The 20,787-nt window shown below is 47.6% G+C and carries 21 protein-coding genes; 17 read left to right on the top strand and 4 right to left on the bottom strand.

Annotated elements, in window-relative coordinates; translation table 11 throughout:
- Positions 1-2 precede the first annotated feature (2 nt).
- The gene (locus ACZGCQ_RS02520; RefSeq protein WP_481265269.1) at positions 3-779 is read left to right on the top strand and encodes a 3-hydroxybutyrate dehydrogenase; all 777 of its coding nucleotides are present in this window, start codon (positions 3-5) and stop codon (positions 777-779) included.
- A 13-nt stretch (positions 780-792) separates the two neighbouring features.
- Positions 793-1,983 (top strand): acetyl-CoA C-acetyltransferase, encoded by a 1,191-nt coding sequence (locus ACZGCQ_RS02525; protein WP_481265270.1) that lies wholly within the window; start codon positions 793-795, stop codon positions 1,981-1,983.
- Positions 1,984-2,041: 58 nt separating this feature from the next.
- Here ACZGCQ_RS02525 and ACZGCQ_RS02530 read toward each other — a convergent pair whose 3' ends face one another.
- Both ACZGCQ_RS02530 and ACZGCQ_RS02535 read right to left on the bottom strand, forming a co-directional pair.
- The gene (locus ACZGCQ_RS02530) at positions 2,042-2,479 is read right to left on the bottom strand and encodes a DUF2268 domain-containing putative Zn-dependent protease (RefSeq protein WP_481265271.1); all 438 of its coding nucleotides are present in this window, start codon (positions 2,477-2,479) and stop codon (positions 2,042-2,044) included.
- Between the two features lie 12 nt (positions 2,480-2,491).
- Positions 2,492-2,974 carry a DUF2268 domain-containing putative Zn-dependent protease gene (locus ACZGCQ_RS02535; protein ID WP_481265272.1) on the bottom strand — a complete coding sequence of 161 codons (483 nt, stop codon included), beginning with the start codon at positions 2,972-2,974 and terminating at the stop codon, positions 2,492-2,494.
- Positions 2,975-3,254: 280 nt separating this feature from the next.
- Between ACZGCQ_RS02535 and brnQ the strand changes: the two genes are divergently transcribed.
- From brnQ to ACZGCQ_RS02585, 10 genes are all read left to right on the top strand, one after another.
- Positions 3,255-4,595 carry a branched-chain amino acid transport system II carrier protein gene (gene brnQ / locus ACZGCQ_RS02540; protein WP_481265273.1) on the top strand — a complete coding sequence of 447 codons (1,341 nt, stop codon included), beginning with the start codon at positions 3,255-3,257 and terminating at the stop codon, positions 4,593-4,595.
- A 210-nt stretch (positions 4,596-4,805) separates the two neighbouring features.
- Complete coding sequence (locus ACZGCQ_RS02545) at positions 4,806-6,284, top strand: AraC family transcriptional regulator (protein ID WP_481265274.1); 1,479 nt, start codon at positions 4,806-4,808, stop codon at positions 6,282-6,284.
- A 327-nt stretch (positions 6,285-6,611) separates the two neighbouring features.
- Positions 6,612-8,306 carry an IucA/IucC family protein gene (locus ACZGCQ_RS02550; protein WP_481265275.1) on the top strand — a complete coding sequence of 565 codons (1,695 nt, stop codon included), beginning with the start codon at positions 6,612-6,614 and terminating at the stop codon, positions 8,304-8,306.
- Positions 8,263-9,888, top strand: coding sequence for an IucA/IucC family protein (locus tag ACZGCQ_RS02555; protein WP_481265276.1), 1,626 nt, complete (start codon positions 8,263-8,265; stop codon positions 9,886-9,888). Before ACZGCQ_RS02550 ends, ACZGCQ_RS02555 begins: the two co-directional genes overlap by 44 nt.
- Positions 9,875-11,071 carry an AMP-binding protein gene (locus tag ACZGCQ_RS02560; RefSeq protein ID WP_481265277.1) on the top strand — a complete coding sequence of 399 codons (1,197 nt, stop codon included), beginning with the start codon at positions 9,875-9,877 and terminating at the stop codon, positions 11,069-11,071. Before ACZGCQ_RS02555 ends, ACZGCQ_RS02560 begins: the two co-directional genes overlap by 14 nt.
- The gene (locus ACZGCQ_RS02565) at positions 11,059-11,310 is read left to right on the top strand and encodes a phosphopantetheine-binding protein (protein WP_481265278.1); all 252 of its coding nucleotides are present in this window, start codon (positions 11,059-11,061) and stop codon (positions 11,308-11,310) included. The genes ACZGCQ_RS02560 and ACZGCQ_RS02565 overlap by 13 nt, the downstream gene beginning before the upstream one ends.
- Entirely contained in the window at positions 11,303-12,301 is a 999-nt protein-coding gene (locus ACZGCQ_RS02570) for a DUF6005 family protein (protein WP_481265279.1), read from the top strand. The genes ACZGCQ_RS02565 and ACZGCQ_RS02570 overlap by 8 nt, the downstream gene beginning before the upstream one ends.
- The gene (locus tag ACZGCQ_RS02575) at positions 12,249-13,076 is read left to right on the top strand and encodes a sugar phosphate isomerase/epimerase family protein (protein WP_481265280.1); all 828 of its coding nucleotides are present in this window, start codon (positions 12,249-12,251) and stop codon (positions 13,074-13,076) included. The genes ACZGCQ_RS02570 and ACZGCQ_RS02575 overlap by 53 nt, the downstream gene beginning before the upstream one ends.
- A 94-nt stretch (positions 13,077-13,170) precedes the next feature.
- A complete protein-coding gene (locus tag ACZGCQ_RS02580; RefSeq protein WP_481265281.1) occupies positions 13,171-14,283 on the top strand; it encodes a glycerol dehydrogenase in 1,113 nt (370 codons plus the stop codon).
- 147 nt (positions 14,284-14,430) lie between these two features.
- Positions 14,431-15,582 carry an FAD/NAD(P)-binding protein gene (locus ACZGCQ_RS02585; RefSeq protein ID WP_481265282.1) on the top strand — a complete coding sequence of 384 codons (1,152 nt, stop codon included), beginning with the start codon at positions 14,431-14,433 and terminating at the stop codon, positions 15,580-15,582.
- 61 nt (positions 15,583-15,643) lie between these two features.
- Here the strand turns inward: ACZGCQ_RS02585 and ACZGCQ_RS02590 are convergent, their stop codons facing one another.
- Positions 15,644-16,582 (bottom strand): peptidoglycan DD-metalloendopeptidase family protein, encoded by a 939-nt coding sequence (locus ACZGCQ_RS02590; RefSeq protein ID WP_481265283.1) that lies wholly within the window; start codon positions 16,580-16,582, stop codon positions 15,644-15,646.
- A gap of 258 nt (positions 16,583-16,840) precedes the next feature.
- On the bottom strand, positions 16,841-17,578 hold the full coding sequence (locus tag ACZGCQ_RS02595; protein ID WP_481265284.1) for a peptidoglycan DD-metalloendopeptidase family protein: 738 nt from the start codon (positions 17,576-17,578) through the stop codon (positions 16,841-16,843).
- Between the two features lie 326 nt (positions 17,579-17,904).
- On the opposite strand from ACZGCQ_RS02595, the gene ACZGCQ_RS02600 reads away from it, so the two are divergent.
- The 5 genes from ACZGCQ_RS02600 (at position 17,905) to ACZGCQ_RS02620 (ending at position 20,735) form a co-directional block, all read left to right on the top strand.
- The gene (locus tag ACZGCQ_RS02600; RefSeq protein WP_481265285.1) at positions 17,905-18,366 is read left to right on the top strand and encodes an NUDIX hydrolase; all 462 of its coding nucleotides are present in this window, start codon (positions 17,905-17,907) and stop codon (positions 18,364-18,366) included.
- Between the two features lie 88 nt (positions 18,367-18,454).
- A complete protein-coding gene (locus ACZGCQ_RS02605) occupies positions 18,455-19,330 on the top strand; it encodes an SDR family oxidoreductase (RefSeq protein ID WP_481265286.1) in 876 nt (291 codons plus the stop codon).
- Between the two features lie 13 nt (positions 19,331-19,343).
- Positions 19,344-19,532: a hypothetical protein gene (locus ACZGCQ_RS02610; protein ID WP_481265287.1), complete on the top strand. Its 189-nt coding sequence runs from the start codon at positions 19,344-19,346 to the stop codon at positions 19,530-19,532.
- Between the two features lie 152 nt (positions 19,533-19,684).
- Positions 19,685-20,065: a GntR family transcriptional regulator gene (locus tag ACZGCQ_RS02615; RefSeq protein WP_023467846.1), complete on the top strand. Its 381-nt coding sequence runs from the start codon at positions 19,685-19,687 to the stop codon at positions 20,063-20,065.
- Positions 20,058-20,735: an ATP-binding cassette domain-containing protein gene (locus tag ACZGCQ_RS02620; RefSeq protein ID WP_481265288.1), complete on the top strand. Its 678-nt coding sequence runs from the start codon at positions 20,058-20,060 to the stop codon at positions 20,733-20,735. The genes ACZGCQ_RS02615 and ACZGCQ_RS02620 overlap by 8 nt, the downstream gene beginning before the upstream one ends.
- The last annotated feature ends 52 nt before the right edge of the window (positions 20,736-20,787 follow it).

The following is a 20,787-nucleotide window of genomic DNA, read 5'->3' on the forward strand; positions in this document are numbered from 1 at the left end:
AGATGGTCCAAGGAGATATCGTACTCGTCACAGGTGCAGGGAGTGGCATCGGTCTTGAAATTTCGAAGGCGTTTGCTGCGGCAGGAGCGAAGGTCGTCGTCACAGACGTTCGCGCAGAAGCAGCAGAGGAAGCAGCGGCATTGATTCGCGCAGCCGGTCATGAAGCGGTCGGTATGACGCTCAACGTCACCGATGAAGCACAGGTCGAAGCGGTCTTGAAGCAAACGGTCGAACAGTTCGGACGACTCGACGTCTTGATCAACAACGCTGGTCTTCAGCACGTCTCACCAATTGAAGAGTTTCCGACGGAGAAATTCGAATTGATGATCAAGATCATGTTGACGGCACCGTTCATCGCCATCAAACATGCTTTTCCGATCATGAAGGAACAAGGTTACGGACGGATTCTCAACATGGCATCGATCAATGGTTTGATTGGCTTTGCTGGGAAGGCGGCGTATAACTCGGCGAAACATGGATTGCTCGGTCTAACGAAGGTCGCAGCCCTTGAAGGAGCGGAGCACGGAATCACCGTCAACGCGATTTGCCCGGGGTACGTCGATACACCGCTCGTCCGAAATCAGATGGAAGACTTGGCAAAGACGCGTCACGTCGAACTCGAAAAGGTACTGGAAGAAGTCATTTATCCGCTCGTTCCACAAAAACGATTGCTCGCCGTCGAAGAAATCGCAGATTACGCATTGTTCCTCGCGAGCCGTAAAGCAAAAGGCATCACCGGACAAGCGAACGTACTCGATGGTGGATATACGATTCAATAAGGAGATGGAGCAGATGAGTGAAGCAGTCGTCATCGTCAGTGCGACGCGCACGGCGATCGGAAATTTCAATGGAAGTTTGAAGGACATCAAAGCAACGGAACTCGGAGCGACAGTCATCCGCGCAGCACTCGAAAAAGCTGGTGTCGCGGGAAATCACGTCGACGAAGTCTTTTTCGGTAACGTCCTCTCAGCAGGACTTGGTCAAAATCCAGCACGGCAAGCGGCATTCGCTGCCGGATTACCGGAGACGTGCCCAGCGATGACCGTCAATAAAGTATGCGGATCCGGTCTCTCAGCCGTCCATCTTGCGTATCAGGCGATCAAGTCGGGCGAAGCCGATGTCATCGTTGCTGGTGGGATGGAGAACATGAGTCAGGCGCCGTATGTCCTTGCAGGCGCACGGTCTGGACTGAAGATGGGCAACCAACCACTCGTCGATACAATCATCCAGGATGGACTTGAGTGTGCGTTTAATGACTATCACATGGGGATCACGGCAGAAAATTTAGCCGACGCCTACGAACTTTCCCGCGAAGCGCAGGACCAGTTCGCTGCGACGAGTCAGCAAAAAGCCCAGACGGCATTGGTAGAAGAACGGTTCGTCTCGGAAATTACGCCAGTGTTGATTCCACAACGAAAAGGCGATCCAATTCGTTTTGAACAAGATGAGTTTCCGCGCGCGGGCACGTCTGTCGAAACACTCAGCCGTTTGCGTCCGGCATTCAAAAAGGACGGAACGGTCACGGCAGGCAATGCGTCTGGCATCAATGACGGGGCTGCGGCGCTCGTCATCATGTCCGCGTCAAAGGCAAAAGAACTCGGGGTGACACCACTCGTTGAGATCGTCGCGAACGGAACGTCCGGTGTCGACCCGAGTATCATGGGAATCGGTCCCGTCCAAGCGGTCCAAAAGGCACTCGATAAAGCGGGACTGACGCTTGAGGAGATCGATGTCATCGAAGCGAACGAAGCGTTCGCAGCACAATCTCTCGCGGTCGATGCGGAGCTTCAGTTCCCGCATGAGAAACTCAACCGCAACGGTGGCGCGATTGCGCTCGGTCATCCGATCGGTGCGAGTGGGGCGCGGATTCTCGTTACGCTGATCCATGAACTCGAGCGGACGGGTGAGACGCATGGTCTTGCGACGTTATGCGTCGGGGGCGGTCAAGGGGTAGCGACAATCGTCAAAAAATACGAAGGTTAACTAATAAAGCACGAGACGAAGGAGATGCAAGCTCCCGTTGTCTCGTGCTTTCATGTTTTTAGCGAATCGCTAACATGTCTTTGTAACTGCTTTTTTCGAGAATTTGAACGGATGACATCCGTGACCATTCCTTCAAGGAGATCTCGGGATGTTGTTTCACGAAGTCGGAGACAATCATATAGCCGAGTCTGTATTTCGTGAATGATGGAATTTGTTTTTCGTAATTTCCAAAGAATAGATCATCCGTCGTTAATCGTTCCGCATTCAGCTCCGAAATCACATGCTCTAAAGTATGGTCAAGTAAAGGAGCAATCGCTTCCGATGATTCCACTGGATAGAGCTTGTGGGCAAAGAATTCCGCTTTTCCTTCGAGGACGATGTAATCGAGCATCGTTGCACGATTCGGTTCATCGAGGGCAACGGTATGATGGTACTCATGCGCCGTCGTATTGCGTAATGATTTTTCCGAAAAATCCTTCAAGAAGAATAGACTCATTGAATTGTTTCCTTAAGCGACACCGCTGACACCACCATAACGTTTGGCATCATCATGCTCGAGTGGTGTCGTCGGGGAGACGAAGACGACGAGCTTCTCATCTCGTGGAAGTTGTTTCATCGAAGTCAGAAGACTGGACTTGATTTGCTTCATGATGCGCTGATGGTGTTTTTTCAAATATGTATTCATCTGTTTTAAGTCCTTGATGTTTTCCGATGGCTGTTCATAGAGGCTAGGAACGGGCATGGCTTGGAGCTGTTCTTTTTTGATGACGCTATTTTTAGCACCCAATACATATTTTTTAAATAGTGCCTCATTGTCCTCTGGACGTTTCGAAACCGCTTGAATGTAATCGTCATACGCCTTATACAAAGGAACGATTTGAATCTCTTGCTTCTCATGCGTAAACGAGATGTCATACGTCTTCGGTTTTTCGGCAGCGGGGGAACAACTGGCAAGTAAAAGGGTGGCGCTAAGAAAATAGATCGATTTCATGAAAATACCTCCTGTCTAATTATCCATATATTTACTTTCTCTAAAGGATACAATTCTCCTACTCCGTCAGATGAACTTATGAATCCGGTTTCATGCTTCGACGCGCAGACGTAACAAATTCTATAGACTGTAGCTCCAGCAAACTTCCTGCATAATTTTCAGAATATTCTCCAGATAAACTCCTAGCACGAGCTCTTAAACGTATGGTATCCTTTCGAACGAAGTACTTCATCTGCTTAGGGAGCGAGATGAAGTCGATCATCATCAGTGGGGGTTTATTATGTCTAAAACTGTTCCAACATCATTTATCATCGTCATCGGCATGATGCTCTTCGCCTTATTCTTCGGGGCAGGAAATCTCATCTTTCCGCCGATGCTCGGACAGCTCGCAGGGGAGCATGTCTGGGTCGCCAATGCCGGCTTCCTCGTCACCGGTGTCGGTCTACCATTGCTTGCGATTCTCGCATTCGCGTTTTCAGGGGAACGCGATCTACAAGCGATGGCGTCACGCGTTCATCCTATGTTCGGAATCGGGTTCTCGGTCATTCTGTATCTTGCGATCGGACCATTCTTCGCGATTCCTCGTGCCGGAACGGTTTCGTATGAGATCGGAATCAAGCCATTCTTCAGCGAATCGACGAGCCACTGGCCGTTGCTCATCTTCACGGTCTTGTTCTACACGGTTGCGTGTCTCTTATCCTTAAATCCGACGAAAATCGTCGATGTCGTCGGGAAAGTCCTGACACCGATTAAGATCACGTTCATCGGTCTGTTGATCGTCGTCGCTGTTCTGCATCCGATTGGAAGTTTTCAGAATCCTTTGAAGACATATCAATCGAATGCCTTCTTTAACGGTTTCCAAGAAGGATATATGACACTCGATGCGCTCGGTGCCTTCGTCTTCGGGATCATCATCATCGCAGCGATCAAGGAAAAAGGTGTCACATCGAAGCGGCAGTTGCTGTTGATTTGTACGAAAGCGTCATTGATTGCGGCAGCATTGCTAGCAATCACGTACACGGCGCTTGCCTTCATGGGTGCTTCGAGTGTCTCGGAAATCGGACAACTGGCGAATGGCGCAGAAATCTTGTCGGCTGTGTCCGATCATTACTTCGGTGAATACGGTGCGATTTTACTCGGTCTGATGATCACAGTCGCCTGTATGACGACAAGTGTCGGCTTGATCACGGCCTGTGCGTCGTTCTTCTCGGCACTCGTGCCAAAAATCTCGTACGTCAAATGGACGATTGGTCTATCAGTCTTCAGCGCACTCGTCGCGAACATCGGTCTCAATCAATTACTTGCCGTCTCAAAACCAGTCTTGATGACGCTTTATCCACTGGCGATCTGTCTCATCTTCTTGACGTTCTTGCATCCACTCTTTAAAGGCAAACCAGCCGTCTATCAAGGGGCGCTGTGGATGACATTCCTCATCAGCTTGTTTGATGGATTAAAGACAGCAGGGATCAACGTCTCAGCTGTCACGGACGTGTTCGATGTAGTATTACCGTTTGCTTCCGTCAGTCTCGGGTGGGTCGTTCCAGCGATCATTGGTGGAGTGATCGGAGCAGTCGTTGGTAAGAAAACAGCGGAGACACACTCGTCGTCGCGTGTGGCTTAAAAATTAAGTCCCTTCACTCAGATTACACTGGGTGATGGGACTTTTTTTGTTGTGACGGTGGAACGTACTTTAGCAACAGTTGTTGACAAAAACCGGTAGAGTGATGCTATAGTGTTAACGAAAATGATATTCATTATCAATTAGGGATATTCAAAGTTGATACACGAAAAAAACATCAGGTAGCAAATGTTTTTTAGGAGTGAGTTGGAAATGACAGAAGTATTAGATACATTTCGAGTGAGGAAACATTCGTTACAAACAGGAGGTCAATTGGCGTTACGTTCGAGTTTGATCGTAGTCGTGCAAGGCGCTGGCATTATCTATACGGAAAGAAAACGACTAGAGGCGGGAGAAGCCTGTTTCGTCGAGAAATCAGGTGAACGATTCATCGTCCAGGAGGGACATTGTCTCTTGTATCAGTTAGAGGTTGAACTGACGCCATTTCCAATCTTCCGACAACCAACGAATGAACTAGTGGAGTGCTTAGAACGAATGCACAGTTGTCCAGAAACAATAACCGGTTCTCTTAGACAGCATCGCTATCTGTATCAACTGCTGGAGCAATTAAGTGAACGTCGTCATGAGCAGACGTTTGAGGAAGTGACGTCCCAGTGGTTAGAAGAACTAGGGAAATCAAGAACAGTCAGTGACTTGGCAAGTGAGTTGAACATGTCACTACCGACGTTTTCCCGCCAATTCAAAAAGCACTACGATCAATCACCCAAGGAACTGGTTCATCAATTGCGGATGCAACGGGCGAAGGAGTGGATGATTGCACGTCCAGATTGGACGATTGCTGAGATCGCAGAACGTGTATCAATCAATGATGAATTTTATTTCAGTCGTCTCTTTAAAAAACGTGAGGGACTATCACCAAGTCAGTTCCGAAGACGGTTGATTCCAAGGGTCGGAATCTGGAGTCAAGCGTTGTTGCAAGATCACTTATTGGCACTTGGCATTCAACCTGTCATCGCACCGTCTTTTCCGACACAATATCGTGCGAATGGTGTCCCAGACTATTTAAGTGAAATCGAAGGTACGCGACTATACGACGCGTCAGCAACGATTTTACCGGAATGGTTCGAGACATCAAATCTCGATCTCGTTTTACGGACACCGATAAGAGGTGAATCACCACCTATGTTGACGTCGTGTCCGATCATCGATATTCCAAAACAAACTTGCTGGAAGAATTTCTTGTATGCTGTTGCTACGGCAACCGATATGCTTGAGCGAGCGACTGATATCATCAACGAAGTTGAGACGTTTGAATTAGTTGTGAAGCAACAATTCGAATTCAATCGGAATGTGACATGGGCCGTCATTTGGATCAGAGACTCAGAAATCAGACTGTACGGACGAACAGGGCATACGATGTTGGATTTTCTGTTCAATGAAATCGGTCTACGAGCAGTGGAAGGACTTCCGCATACCGTCTACATGACGATCGGCCTAGAAACATTACAGCAGTTGGATCCAGATGGTCTGTTCATACTGTGGAGTCAACCTGCAGATGTGGAACGAATTCGAGGAACGAAGGAGTGGCAAACGCTTCGTGCCGTTAGGACAGGGCGTATATTTTATCCAGACAGTGTAGACTGGGATCCGTGGGGACCACTTGGGAGAATGCATATGTTACGTCAATTGCATACATATATCAGTGATAGTAACTGTTTTGTTTGTCCATGAAGAATGAAAAGAAAATCCATGTCACTCGTCATTGATAATGATTATCATTACAGATGGAGTTCGCGATGAGGCAGAAAAGACTGACAAATGAATCTAAAAAGTCGTCGCTTTATCGTACGTATGTTAGGAAGGATCGTTTGTTTGATTTGTGATAAATCTCACGACGATATGTGGCTTCTGGCATTTAATCGATTGTGAAAAAGGATTGAAGGAACTTGAAAACGTTTTACTTAACATAAGTGCGTATAAGCACCATCGAAAACGGGGAAACCCGTTTTTCTATTGATATGGAATGAGAATGATTTTCAATAAGAGGAGGAGTAGAGCGTGCGAACATGCGAAGAACAAATCGAGCGATTAGCGACCGAGGTGACGCTTCAATCGTTCATGAATAGCTACATCAGAGAAGTGAACCCGGGCGAATGGGTCAACGAGAGACCGTTTGATGCATCCGAGATATCCTCTTTTTATTGGATGAAACCGTATCTCATCGAAATCAAACGTCATTCCATCATCGGACGTCACGAAATTGGAATGATCCGTGAAGAGACAAAAAACGGATGGCGGGAAGTTTCAGCCATGTCCTGTATCATCACCTGTTGCATCAGGCTTCAACAAAAAGATCCGGATCAGACGGACTTACTCTTTCGTGTTCTTGACAGTCACCGGACAATCCAATTGATTTTGGAGGAACAACTGAATGCACAAGAGCAAGAGACGTTCATCGATTATGAACAACGCTTGTGGTGTGGTCATTGGTTCCATCCGACCCCGAAAAGTAGAGTCGGTATGACCGACTGGCAACAAAAAGCGTATGCGCCTGAATTCCGTCAGCCGTTTCAACTTCACTATTTTACGGTACATGAGACATTGCTCGAGGAGCGTTCAGGTAGCTACGAGACGATTAGTCAGCTGATGGAGAACCAACTGGCTAACTCAATTCAGGCGACAGCACAAGAGCGAATCGTTCCGGTTCATCCGCTTCAAGCCGAGTATCTGTTGCGTCAGCCGACAGTCGAGCTGTGGATCGAGCAAGGTATTCTCCGTTATCATGGTGCAACTGGACCACTCTATAACGCAACTTCGTCGATCCGGACCGTCGAAGCACTCGACCGAAGTCATATGTTGAAGTTATCCATACCTGTCCAAGTGACGAACTCAAGACGCGTCAATAAGCGGCATGAATTAGAGGCTGGTTATTTGATGTATCGCTTGTTTCGTCATCTGTCTCTGCCTGATACGTTTGACCTCATTCACGATCCTGCATATTTAGCGATACGGACTAAACAAGAGACCGGATTCGAAGTCATTTTGCGAGAGCCAGCACCCCACGCGGTAAATGTTGCAGCACTCGTCCAACCGGCATTACCGAATTCGGATTCTCTCCTGTTGCGGATCATCCGACAGTCAGGATCAATCGAAACGGAACATGTCACTCGGTGGTGGAAACAGTACTTGGAGTTGACGTTAGGAGCAATCGTTACACTATATGAGGAACAAGGAATCGGGCTCGAGGCACATCAACAAAATAGTCTCATCACATTTGAAAATGGATGGCCGGTTCAATATCATGTCCGGGATAATCAAGGCTATTACTTAGCAGACACGAATCGAGATTCCTTCATCCTGCTAGAACCGGAGTTGAAGCATACGACATTGTTCTACCCAGAAGAAGTTATTGCTGAGCGTTTGACGTACTACATGATTTGGAACCATCTAGCGAGTGTCATCGACCGATTGGCAGCAGACACATTATTGAACGAAGAAGTTGCTATCGCGTTACTGCGTGAATGGTGTCAGGTACGAGTTGAAAATCTAGAAGGGAGAGGCAGAGCTTGGCTTTTAATGTTGTTAGAATCGTCGACACTTCCATACAAGGCAAATTTACTAACACGCCTACAAGGACTCGATGAACTTGAAGTTGAGGGGGAACGGGTTTGTTTCGTCGACTTGGATAATCCGTTACGGGAGGGCAACTATGCTTTACGACAGCAAAACACGCATCTGCAAACAACTTCTTGAGAGTTTGTTATTCGAACGGATTCTTCCTTTTACTGAAATGATTGTCGGAATGAAGCATCGTTTTACATTCCACATAAAAGATAGTGAAGTGACAGTCGAAGGAAAACGTGGTCCGTTCGACCGGATTCGACTCGACATCTCGACGTTACGCTCATCGAAGTCATCTGGCGTCAACGACTGGTTTGAGCATCTTTTAACGCAGTTGCCGATCTCGGACGACTTTCAGGAAGAGTTGCGACGTACACATGATTTTGATGACTTGTCGCAGCAACATCGTCTACCAATCCATCGAGCAGGCTTGGATTATGAAAAGTTGGAGCAGACCATCATCGAAGGGCATCCCTACCATCCTTGCTTCAAATCAAGAATTGGCTTTTCGCGTGCCGATCACGAGGCATATGGACCTGAAGCGGGCAATCTATTCCAGTTGCATTGGGTCGCCTTGCCGCCTCCTCTCGTTCAAGGGAATGGAATCTTACCTATTCCACTGATTCTTGGAGAACCGCTTCTACATATGTTTTTAGTCAAACTGGAAGAACTCAATCAAACCGATTATCAGATTCTTCCTGTCCATCCATGGCAATGGTTACGTATCAAGCAGGAGGTGACACAAGTCGGAGGTGTCGACTTGGGAGAAGGTGGTGTCTTCGTACAAGCGACGCAGTCGATTCGAACCGTTTTTTGTCCAGGTCACCCCGAACTACCGCATATCAAATTGCCTCTCGACTTGAAGCAAACGTCAGCCGTTCGGACTTTTGCCGTGCCGAATGTCGTGGCAGCTCCTGCGGTATCTGGTTGGTTGAAAAAAAAGGCGAGTGAATTGCCAGTGACGCTGTTATCTGAATTTGCTTCATGCGTCGGCTCGGTCGGTCCACTTGCGGGTCGGGTCGGTTGTGTCTTTCGTGAAAACGTCTTGACGTATGTTAACACTGGTGAACAGGTCATTCCCTTGACAGCACTTGCTCAAATCGAGGTGGATGGACGACATTTTTTAGGACCGTGGTTGGAACGATACGGTCATGAACGGTGGCTTCGTCGATTCTTCGTCGTTTATCTCGAACCGATCATCCGACTCGTCACTGAGAAAGGAATCGGTGTCGAAGCACATGCCCAGAATACGTTACTTGTCTTACGAGACGGATGGCCGGAGCGGATCATTCTCCGCGATTTTCATGATAGCGTCGAATTCGTCACCGAGTTACTCGACGATCCAGCGGATGTACCCGATTTTAAATTGCTACATCCTGATTTTAATGCACCGCTCAACACCTATTACGAAATGTCACACCCGCTTGCCTTACGCGAGCTGCTGTACGATACATTATTCGTCTACCATTTGACGGAACTAGCATATCAACTTGAACAGACGGAGAACTTGAGTGAAGCGACGTTCTTTGATTGGATGCATAAGACGATCGAGGGATTGCCGGTTGATCGAGACCGACTAGAGCGAATCGGATGGTACGAACAAAGAGTAACAACAGAAGCCTTACTGGCACCACGGTTTAGTTTGACGAATCAAATCGATGTAAAGAATTCACTCGTTCAACGAGGAGAGGAAGACGATCATGCTATGGATTGAGAAAGAATGGGTGACAGAAGAAGAATTGACGACACACGAACTGGTGAAGCAATCGTTCATAACGGAAGGGAAGACCGTAGCCATCTGTACGTCAGATACAAAAGCATGGTTAGCCCTCTGTCTTGCGATGCGGCGAATGAATGGAACAATCCTTCCCATTCATCCGGATACGCCTGTTTCCGGAGCTAAACGATTAGCGATACAAGCCGGATGTGGCTATTTGATTTATCAAGAGACCATCATTCCGCTTCCGAAAGCGGAAAAACGTGCGGGTGGATTGATTCAATTCAGTTCCGGTACGACGGGACAACCAAAAATCATTCACCGGACATGGGAGTCGATCGAGACGGAACTGAATGCCTATACGAACAGTTTTCCGCTGACGACGAAAGCGACGATCGTTGCTTGTCCGACGACGCACTCATTCGGATTACTTTGTGGAGTGTTCGCGACTTTAAGACGCGGAGCAACACCAGTCATCTTACAAGACTTCTCACCACGTCATGTGCTAGCAATCCATCGTTTACATCCTGACGCGATCATCTATACGGCACCGGGACTGGCGTATGCGATGAGTTTGTTCCCGGAAACAGTTCACGCAGTGATGATTTCCGGGATGACATTACCAGAAAAGTGGTTCCGTTCGATTGAACGGAAGACACATCATTTGCTTCAACAATATGGCTGTTCAGAAATCGGTTGTATCGCACTTCATCCGAATCCGCCGAGTCCGCAAGCGATCGGATTTCCATTAGAACACCTTGAAATTGAAACTGGAACGAAGGGAAAACCAGCAGAATTAGTCGTTTCGCAACAAGGCGTACGGATTGGTACGAAGGATTTAATGTACTTTGAAGACGGGCTGCACTTTCTTAGCCGACTCGATGAGATGATCAATGTGTCTGGCTTATCCGTCTATCCCGGGGAAGTCGAAGATGTCTTGTATCAGCTTCCAACCGTCGAGGCTGTCGTCGTCTTTAAACGAATGGATGCGTTCCAAGGAGAGCGCGTCTGCGCTCAACTTGTGACGACGGCATCGGAGGAAGAACTGAAACAACATTGTATGAAGCATCTCGCACCTCATCAACGACCGACGGAGTGGCAAATCGTTGAGCAAATCGAGCTGTCTGCGAATGGGAAAGTGAGTAGAAAACGATTGGGGGAACAAACATGTCCCGTTTAACGATTGCGCAATTCGAAGATATACTGACCGAACAGCTCGAATGGTCATCATCTGTCGCTGTCTCAACAACAGACTCTCTACGAGATGATCTAGGACTGGATTCGATGCGCTTGATTCATCTGTTGCTTCACCTTGAATTGGAACACGGGTTAGTGATTCCAGATGAGCACATGTCAGCCCTGCCCAAAATGCGATTAGAAGAGTTGATGTCTGTTTTACAGGAGGTCGCACATGATTAAAGTACACTGTCTCGTCAGTTGCGTCTGCGAGACGATCAAACGATCGGCCGCGGACCATCGTCCCTATTACTTTGGCGTGTGGGACTCTTCGTTCTCCTTGTCAGCCGATTATGTCCTCTCGCATCATGATGAAACAATTAACCATCAGGAGATGCTTGTTTGGTATGAACGTCTTTACGGAATCCCAGTCGAAGAATGGTACGATCACAAACAGTCAAAAGACGAAAACATCGCTCAGCTGATTCAACGGATTGAACAGAAAAATAAGGACGAGTCAGTGATTGTCATGTTGGATTTAGCTAGTCTACCTGAGCGCGAAAATAAATTTCACCATGATGTGTTTCCCCACTACGTCATGTTAGAGGCGACAGAAGATCCGGAAATATGGCACATGCTTGATCCTGACTTCCGATATGAAGGTGATGTTGCACGCGAGCGTATTCTGGAAGCGGTACGTCATCCTGCTGTCGCTGGTGGGTTTACGTTTCAGGGTACGAATATCCGGCTTCCGGACGCAACGACGGTAAGTGCCTATTTCATGAGTTGTCTAAATGTACATCATCCATTGACTGAGGCAGTCAAACGTGTTGTGCATCACTATCGTGAACAACCTGAGGGACTACCGAATGCCTTAAAGCAGTTACCTGTCATTGCCATTCGAAAATATGCCTATGAGCATGCATTCGCTTATTTATATGAAGCGATTGGACGCGACTTGCAGACATCTGATTTTGAAGAATGGACGGATGAAGTTGAAACATTAGTCAATCAATACTCTGTCATCCAGCATCGAGCTGTCAAATATGCTATAACGCGTCAACCGGAAGTGTACTCGGAAATCGAACGATTGATCCAAGAACAATGGGCACGGGAGAGTGGAATTAAACGGCAACTCGTCGACACGTTCCATGCGTATCAACGACAGGAGGGGATTGAACATGAAACTCGCACTCTGTACGATCAGTTATCGGCATCATCTGCGTTCATTTAATGATTTGATCGATTTTGCTTCAGAAGAACACTTTGATGCTATTGATATCTGGGGTGTTCATGCTGAACATTTAAGGACGGAAGAAGTCGATCGGCTGAAGTCATCCCATCTGAACGTCAGTATGTTGAGTCATTATTTAAATTTAAACGCACCGATGTCAGAACTACTTGCGGAGACGAAACGACTCTCGCGATTAGCGACACGAATCGGAACGCAGCGCATCCGCATCTTTGCGGGTAATGAGGCAAGCCATACCTTATCCGATGCTAAATGGGATCAACTCGTTTATCGATTGAACGGAATTTGCAGTGTCCTTGATCCTGCAGGACAGCGATTATTACTTGAATTTCATCCGAACACTGCAACAGATACGGTAGAAGCAACGATACGTTTATTACAAGCGATCAACCACCCGGCATGTCGGATCAACTTTGACGTCTTACACGTCATCGAATCAAAGGCAGATCCCGTTGAAGCATACTTCAGACTTGCATCGTATGTGGATCACCTACATTTAAAAACAGTGGCAAATGCTGAACAGTTCTCAGTATTTGAACCAGCAAATGTCTACGCGGCAAGCGGATTACGGGAAGGGATGGTTCCATTATTCGAAGGTATCGTCGATTATCACCGGTTCTTTGAAGTCGTTTCAGGTCATCTCGATCACTTGACGGCAAGCCTCGAATGGTTTGGTCCTGATCCGGACGAGCGATTAAGAGAAGATCGGATTCTCATCACACAAGCTCTTGAAAGAGTACCCGTTTTGTCAAGATGATTCGACTTGATGGGGTTTAAACGTCAGCAGAAAAGGCAATTCTTCTATTGTATGTCATTGACTATCGTGTCCCTTACAGAAAGGATGTTGAAACATGTCAGAACGTGTCTTCATTAGTCCCTCAAAGTATGTCCAAGGAAAGGATGTCATTGACCGGCTCGGTACATATGTGAGCCCGTTCGGTGAAAAAGCGCTTGTCATCGCGGATGATGTCGTCTGGAAAATCGTCAAGGAACGAGTCGAGCAATCGTTGTCCGGCGAAAATGTCGGCATCGAGAAAGCGGACTTCAGTGGTGAAGCCTCACGACATGAAGTAAAACGAATCGCTGAGCAAGCACAAGCGGCAGATGTTCGGTTCGTCATGGGTGTTGGGGGCGGAAAGACACTCGATACGGCAAAAGCCGTCTCGGATGAGTTGAATGTATCCGTCGTCATCGTCCCGACACTGGCTTCGACCGACGCACCGACGAGTGCCTTGTCCGTCATCTATTCCGACGAAGGGATTTTCGAAAGTTATCGCTTCTACAAGAAGAATCCCGATCTCGTTCTCGTCGATACGAAGCTGATTGCGCAAGCGCCGGCACGCTTCTTTGCGTCCGGAATTGCCGATGCGCTCGCGACGTGGGTCGAGGTCCGGAGTGTCGTCGCTTTTGGTGGACAGACGATGGCAGGAGGGCGACCGACAATTGCGGCACAAGCGATTGCCAAACGGTGTGAGGAAGTCTTGTTCGAGCATGGACGACTGGCGTATGAATCCGTTCAGGCGCAAGTCGTCACACCAGCACTCGAAGCCGTCGTTGAGGCGAATACGCTCTTAAGTGGACTCGGTTTCGAGAGTGGCGGGTTAGCTGCAGCCCATGCGATCCATAACGGTTTTACGGCGCTTGACGGTGAGATTCACCACTTGACGCACGGGGAGAAGGTCGCCTTTGGTACACTCGTCCAGTTGGCGCTCGAAGAACATCCACAAGAAGAGATTGAACGTTATATCGCGCTCTACACGGATCTTGGTCTACCGGTGACGCTCGAGGACGTCAAGCTAAAGGATGCGTCGCGTGAAGATATCGTCAAGGTCGGCGAGGCAGCGACCGCTGAAGGTGAGACGATCCACAGCGGTTTCAACGTCACGGCGGACGAAGTCGCGGATGCGATCATCGCAGCCGATCGCTATTCAAAAGCGTATCTAGCGAAACATGCTTCTTCCTGATTGATGCGTTCAAATCCGCTTCCTCTACCGAGAGGAAGCGGATTTTTTATGAGTCTATATCGATTTGCCCTTGAATTCTTCTTAAAAACACGCTATCTTTATAAAACGTAATGATTACGATTTAATTCAGGTAAAGGAGTTTTTGTGATGACGGATCGATATGAATGGGTGATTGTTGGCGGAGGAATTCATGGGATGACGGTATTTAATGCCTTACGTGAAAAAGGAATAGACCGAAAGATGATTCGAATCATCGACCGTCATGAGCAGCCACTTATGAACTGGCGTAAACAGACCGAACGGATTGGCATGCCTTACCTACGTTCGACACGTGTTCACCACACTTCGACGAATCCGACGAGTCTCAGACATCATGCTGAAGAACAAGATTACACACATCAAGCCTTCAAGGATACATACGGGCGACCATCCTTGGAACTATTTAACGACCATGCCCTTCAATTGGCGCAACGAAATGAAGTGGAGGCGAGCTGGGTACAAGGAGAAGTCACACGACTAAGACGAGAAAGTGGAACGTGGATCGTCTCGACAGGTGAAAGAGATTTATTGGCAAACCGTGTCGTTCTCGCTCTCGGGCAATCGGAGCATCACGTCATGCCAGAGTGGGCGAAATCGGCGCGTCATCTGTTCTTATCAAAACAAGACACACCACCGGTCGTCATCATCGGAGGTGGGATCAGTGCGCTGCATCATACGATTCAATGTGCTGAGCGCTATCCCGGGCAGGTGACCCTCCTTTCACGACGTCCGCTCGAAAAAAGTGCGTTCGATGCGGATCGGAAGTTCATGGGACCAAAAGGATTGACACCATTCAAGTCCTTGTCGGCTAGTGAAAAACGAGCGTTGATCGTACAGGAGCGTCGCCCGGGAACGGCAACACAGGACTTGATTCAACGTGCCCGTCATCTGATTCGAGAAGGAATCATCAGTCATGTGATTGGTGAAGTCGAGCAGGAAGTCGGAAGCGGAGTAAAGCTGACGGATGGCCGCATCATCACCGCTGAATCGATTATTTGCGCAACGGGTATCCGTCCGATGGTCGTCGAAGGATCATGGCTTGAAGCCGTACAGCAAGCGTTGAAGCTACCCTTATCGCCTTGCCGGACACCGTTACTGGATGAAACGACCTTTGAATGGGGAGAGAACTTATTCGCAACTGGAAGTCTCGCTGACTTGACGGTTGGACCATTCGCTCGATCGATTTACGGGGGACAAGCCGCAGCACGTGCGATTGCCTCGACGATTCAAGACAAGGAGACCATACTTGTTTCCGTCTAAAAGATAGGAAAAGCCTCGACCGTATGACGTCATTGATGAGTCATACGGTCGAGGCTTTTTTTTAGAGATAGTCGAGTGGATTGACGCTGCTGCCAGCTGATGTTGCGCTGTAGACGTACGATCCCTTATGAAGTTCAAAATGTAAATGTGTTCCGAAGGCGTTACCTGTCTCACCGACTGTACCAACTTTTTGACCTTGCGCGACGGTTTGACCGACTGAGACGGAGCGGCTATTCATATGTGCATACAGACTGATGAACGGCGATCCGTTGACAGTGTGTGAGACCATGACGTAGTTGCCGTATGCGCCTTTATACTGCGAAGTGATGACCTTACCGCTCGCTGTCGCATAGACTGGAGTGCCTTTCGCTGTGCCATAATCGATGCCGTTATGGAACGTATAGCCGTAAGCGCCGCTTGCCTTACCGTAACCTTGCGTGATTGGACCACTCGTTGGTGTCGCGAAGCTTTTTGACGTAGAGGCTTTTGATGCGCCACTGCTGTTTGTTAGTGTCAAGACAGCATATTTCGAGACGTAGTCAGCGTGAACGAATCGTTTGTCGCCACCGTATAGGAACTTGATCCAATCGCCCGTACGACCGAGGTAGCGGAATGTTTCGCCTTTATCAACACTTCCGACGACTGAGCTGCTCGTCGAGTTACTACTACGAACGCGAAGGTTGTCGACGTTGATTTTAATCTTATAGATACGTGTTACAGAATATTTCTTAACATATGTAGAAGAGACGTAGACTTTTTTTGAACCATAGAGGATTTTCGTCCAGTTCCCTGTCCGTCCGAGATACTTGTATGTATCACCTTTTTCAAAGCTCGTGACCGTGCCGTAAGATGTCGAAGGACCCGTCCGAGCGCGTAAGCCGTCCTCCATGACCTTCACCTTATAGAACGTCGTTGCAGCATCCGCACGTGGGATGGCAAATGATGCAAAACTTGCGACAGCGATGGCTGTCGCCGAGACACCTTTCCAAAAACCATGCATGATTCATTCCTCCTGAATATGTAATCTGTGTGACTAAACCGTTATGTAAATTTCATAGATGAGTATAACATTTACGAATTTGTTTAAATGTTACATTCACATTTCGATATTATTTCAATAAATTATATTAAACGGACTTAATTTTATTCATTTTCCAATAATACTTAAAATCCTTTGACAAGATTGGATGGAATTGGATAAGATAAAATGCCATATGAATAACAAAAAAGGTACCCCGAATGAGGTACCTTGAAATCCTTATAAGAAGGCGAGTGGGTTGACACTGCTTGCTGCTGAAGAACCGCTGTAGACATAGTTTCCACGGTGGATCTCGAAGTGTAAGTGAGACCCAAACGAGTTCCCTGTACTACCGACAGCTCCGATGTTCGCGCCTTTCGGGATTGATTGACCGACGAAGACAGAACGTTTGCTAAGGTGAGCATACACTGTTGTGTACGAAATACCGTTCACTTTATGTTCGACCATGACATGGTTTCCATATGCTCCCTGATATGACGACTTGATGACTTTTCCGGCAGCGGCTGCTTTAACTGGTGTTCCAGTAGGTGCTCCGAAGTCGATACCGTTATGGAACGTGTAACCGTATTTGCCGCTAGCGTTTCCGTAACCTTGCGTGATCGGTCCGCTCGTCGGACGCATGAAACCAGTCGACGAAGAGAAAGATGCTTTTTTCGCTGATTTACTAGAAGCGCTGTACTTCTTGACGTAACCTGAATAGACGAAGCGTTTTTCGCCTTTATGCATGATCTTCGTCCAGTTACCTGTCCGACCGAGATATTTGAATGTTTGCCCCGCATTGACGCCGTCGACGATGCGGTGTTTTAACGATGGACCAGTCCGGACACGTAGTCCGTCTGCTTTAATCTTTACTTTATACGATGAGCCTGAAGCGGCTTCAACCTTACCTGTACCCGTAGCTGCAAAACCTGAAACAACGAGGGCGCTCATTGCTAACGTCGTGATTGTTCGTTTCATGAATGTTCCTCCTAAGTTGAATATCTAGTGTTGTCGTCGGAATGACATCTATAGAAGTGGATGCGTTTAGTGTGTGTTGAAGTGAGTGATGCGGTCATTTGACTAACGAGAGTATAGCATTCAAACATCAGACGGTTGTGTTTCAATTTGATTGCTTAAATATATTCTAATAACAATTGTTGTAATATTGAATACATATTCAATTTCAAAATCCCTTAAAATCAAGATGAATCCGTGTTACAACGAGATGAATTTGATGACAAAACGCAATCGTGGGAAATGATGAGAAAGTATGGGAGTCTAATAAGAAGAGAGTAGGTAATGGAATGGATTTGACGTTTACAGTAAATCAAAAAAAGCTTAACATTCGCGCAGTGGCGCTGTTGATTCAAGATGGACATCTTTTGATTCATCGTCAAGGAGAAGATGATTTTTGGTCATTACCGGGAGGACGCGTCCAGTTCGGTGAAAGTGGTGCCAAAGCGATTGAACGTGAATTAGTAGAAGAACTCGGTCAGTTGATTAAGCCACCGGTCTTCCGTTTCCTGCATGAAAATTTCTTTGAGTACGCCGATCACCAGTTTCATGAACTAGGAATGTTTTATGAAGTGACGTGCCGAGAGCCACTGCCACTTTCGACGGAAGACTTTTACGGTCCAGAAGGCGAAGGATTGACGTATCGCTTCGTTCCGTTCGATAAACTGGATCAGTATACATTGTATCCAAGCGAACTATCAAAAATGCTCCAAACGAATGTATTCCCGACACTGTTGACGAATGACATCTGACTTTTCCAGAAAAACGTTTATAGATGTATCGCAAGGGAATGGTTAATCATGTAGTTCATTCCAACAGTGATAAGGGAGCTGATCGTTCATGAGAGAAGAACAGTTCGAAGCGATGCATCAAGAAGCACGAGGGCAGACGCAGGAACAACAACCCGGTGTCGAGTACGCCATGAAACCCGAACCGATTTACGATGATCCGGACTATGTCGGTTCAGGAAAACTGACGGGGAAGGTCGCGCTGATCACGGGCGGGGATAGTGGAATCGGTCGTGCCGTTGCTGTCGCTTATGCGAAAGAAGGGGCAAACGTCGCGATCGTTTACTTAAATGAGGGGAAAGACGCGGAAAAGACGAAATCGTTGATTGAAGGCTACGGGGTCAAAGCCTTAAAAATCGCAAAAGATGTCAGTCAGCCAGAAAGTGCACAAGCGATCATCGATACGGTCATTGCAGAGTTCGGTCAATTGAACATTCTCGTCAATAATGCCGGCAAGCAATTCCCGCAAGATGATTTCCTATCAATCACACCAGATCAATTGAAGGAAACGTTCGAGACGAATGTCTTTTCGATGTTCTATTTGATTCAAGCGGCGCTTCCGCATCTGCATAAAGAAGATGCAATCATCAATACCTCATCGGTGACGGCTTATCGTGGGGCACCGACGTTGATCGATTACTCAGCGACAAAAGGGGCAATTACGACATTGACGCGCTCACTTGCCTCGAGCCTGATCGAGAAGGGAATCCGCGTTAATGCCGTTGCACCCGGTCCGATTTGGACGCCACTCATTCCGGCGACGTTCTCGAAGGAGAAAGTCGAGTCGCATGGGGAAGATACGTTAATGAAACGCCGAGGACAACCGTCAGAAAATGCACCGGCTTATGTCTACCTGGCTTCTCGCGATTCGAGTTATATCACGGGTCAGACGATTCATATCAATGGCGGCGATTACATCACGTCTTAAGGGGGAGAACAAGATGAAGAAGAATCCGAATGAAGTGCCTGAACGCGAACCGGATCATCAACCGGACGAGATACCACAGACACCACCGAGCGAGGTACCAGATACACCACAGGAAGACCCTGTTCGTCAGCCGGAACCGGATACGTTCCCAGAACCGACTGAAATTCCCGAAACACCGCAAGAGGATCCGAATCCATATTAAGGAGTGAAGTAACCACCATCCAAAAATCGGATGGTGGTTTTTCATGGCGAAAGAAAAAAACCGTCTTGACAGTCAAACTGTATGGTGAGTATGATACAGAAGAGAAGTGTATTATTGTTTTAATACATTACACAGGAAAGGGAGGTCTACCGATGCAGTTCGATCAAAGAAGCCCGGTGTACCTGCAGGTCGTGCGTTGGTTCAAACAACGAATCGCGACCGAGGAATTGCAAAGCGGGCAAGAAATCCCGTCCCGCCGCGAAATCGCCGCACAGCTCGGAATCAATCCGAATACCGCACAAAAAGCATACAAAGAGATGGAGGAGCAGCAATTGATTACGACAGAACGGAATGTCCCGAGTAAGATTACACGTGATCCACAAGTCGTCCAAAAAGTACGGGCCGAGATGCTGGAAGAAGCGGTCTCTGAATTCATCGATGCCGTAAAGGCAATTCAAATTCCACTCGATGAGGTCGTCTCGAAGGTCGAGACCGTCTATCAGGAAACGGAACGGAGGAAGATCGATGCTTGAAGTCCATGGCTTACAAAAGAAGTACGGAAAAAAACCAGTCCTTCAAGGTGTCTCGTTCTCGGTCCCGATGGATCAACTGACGTGTCTGATCGGTTTGAATGGTGAAGGGAAATCAACGATCTTGAAGGCAATCGCAGGTCTCGTCCCAGTCAACGCGGGAACGGTTCTCGTCGATGGCGAGGTCAATCGAAATAAGATTGCCTTCGTTCCGGATATCCAGACGATGCCAGGCTACATGACGGTTGGTGATGCGCTGACGTACATGGCGGATTATTATTCCGACTGGAACCCGGCGACAGCGGATGAGCTGATGCGGATCTTCCAGCTACTCTCGACAGATAAGATCACGGACTTATCAAAAGGGAACCAGGCGAAGGTCAGCTTGATCCTCGGTTTCGCTCTCGATCGTCCGTACTTACTACTCGATGAACCATTCGCTGGGATCGATCTGTTTACGAAGGAACAGATTGCAGGACTTTTCTCGAGTCACTTCATGGAAGGACGCGGCATCCTGATGACGACACACGAAATTCAGGGAATCGAGCACTTGATCGACCGGGTCGTCTTCTTGCAGGACGGTCGGATCATCGATGAACATGAGACGGAAGAGATGCGGGAACTGTACGGGAAATCGGTTCAGGACCGGATGCGGGAGGTCTATTTGCGATGAAACAATACATACAATTAACGAATGAAGAGATTAAGCGGAGTTTTAAGATATA

It is taken from the genome of Exiguobacterium sp. HSB13 (genome assembly GCF_056764755.1).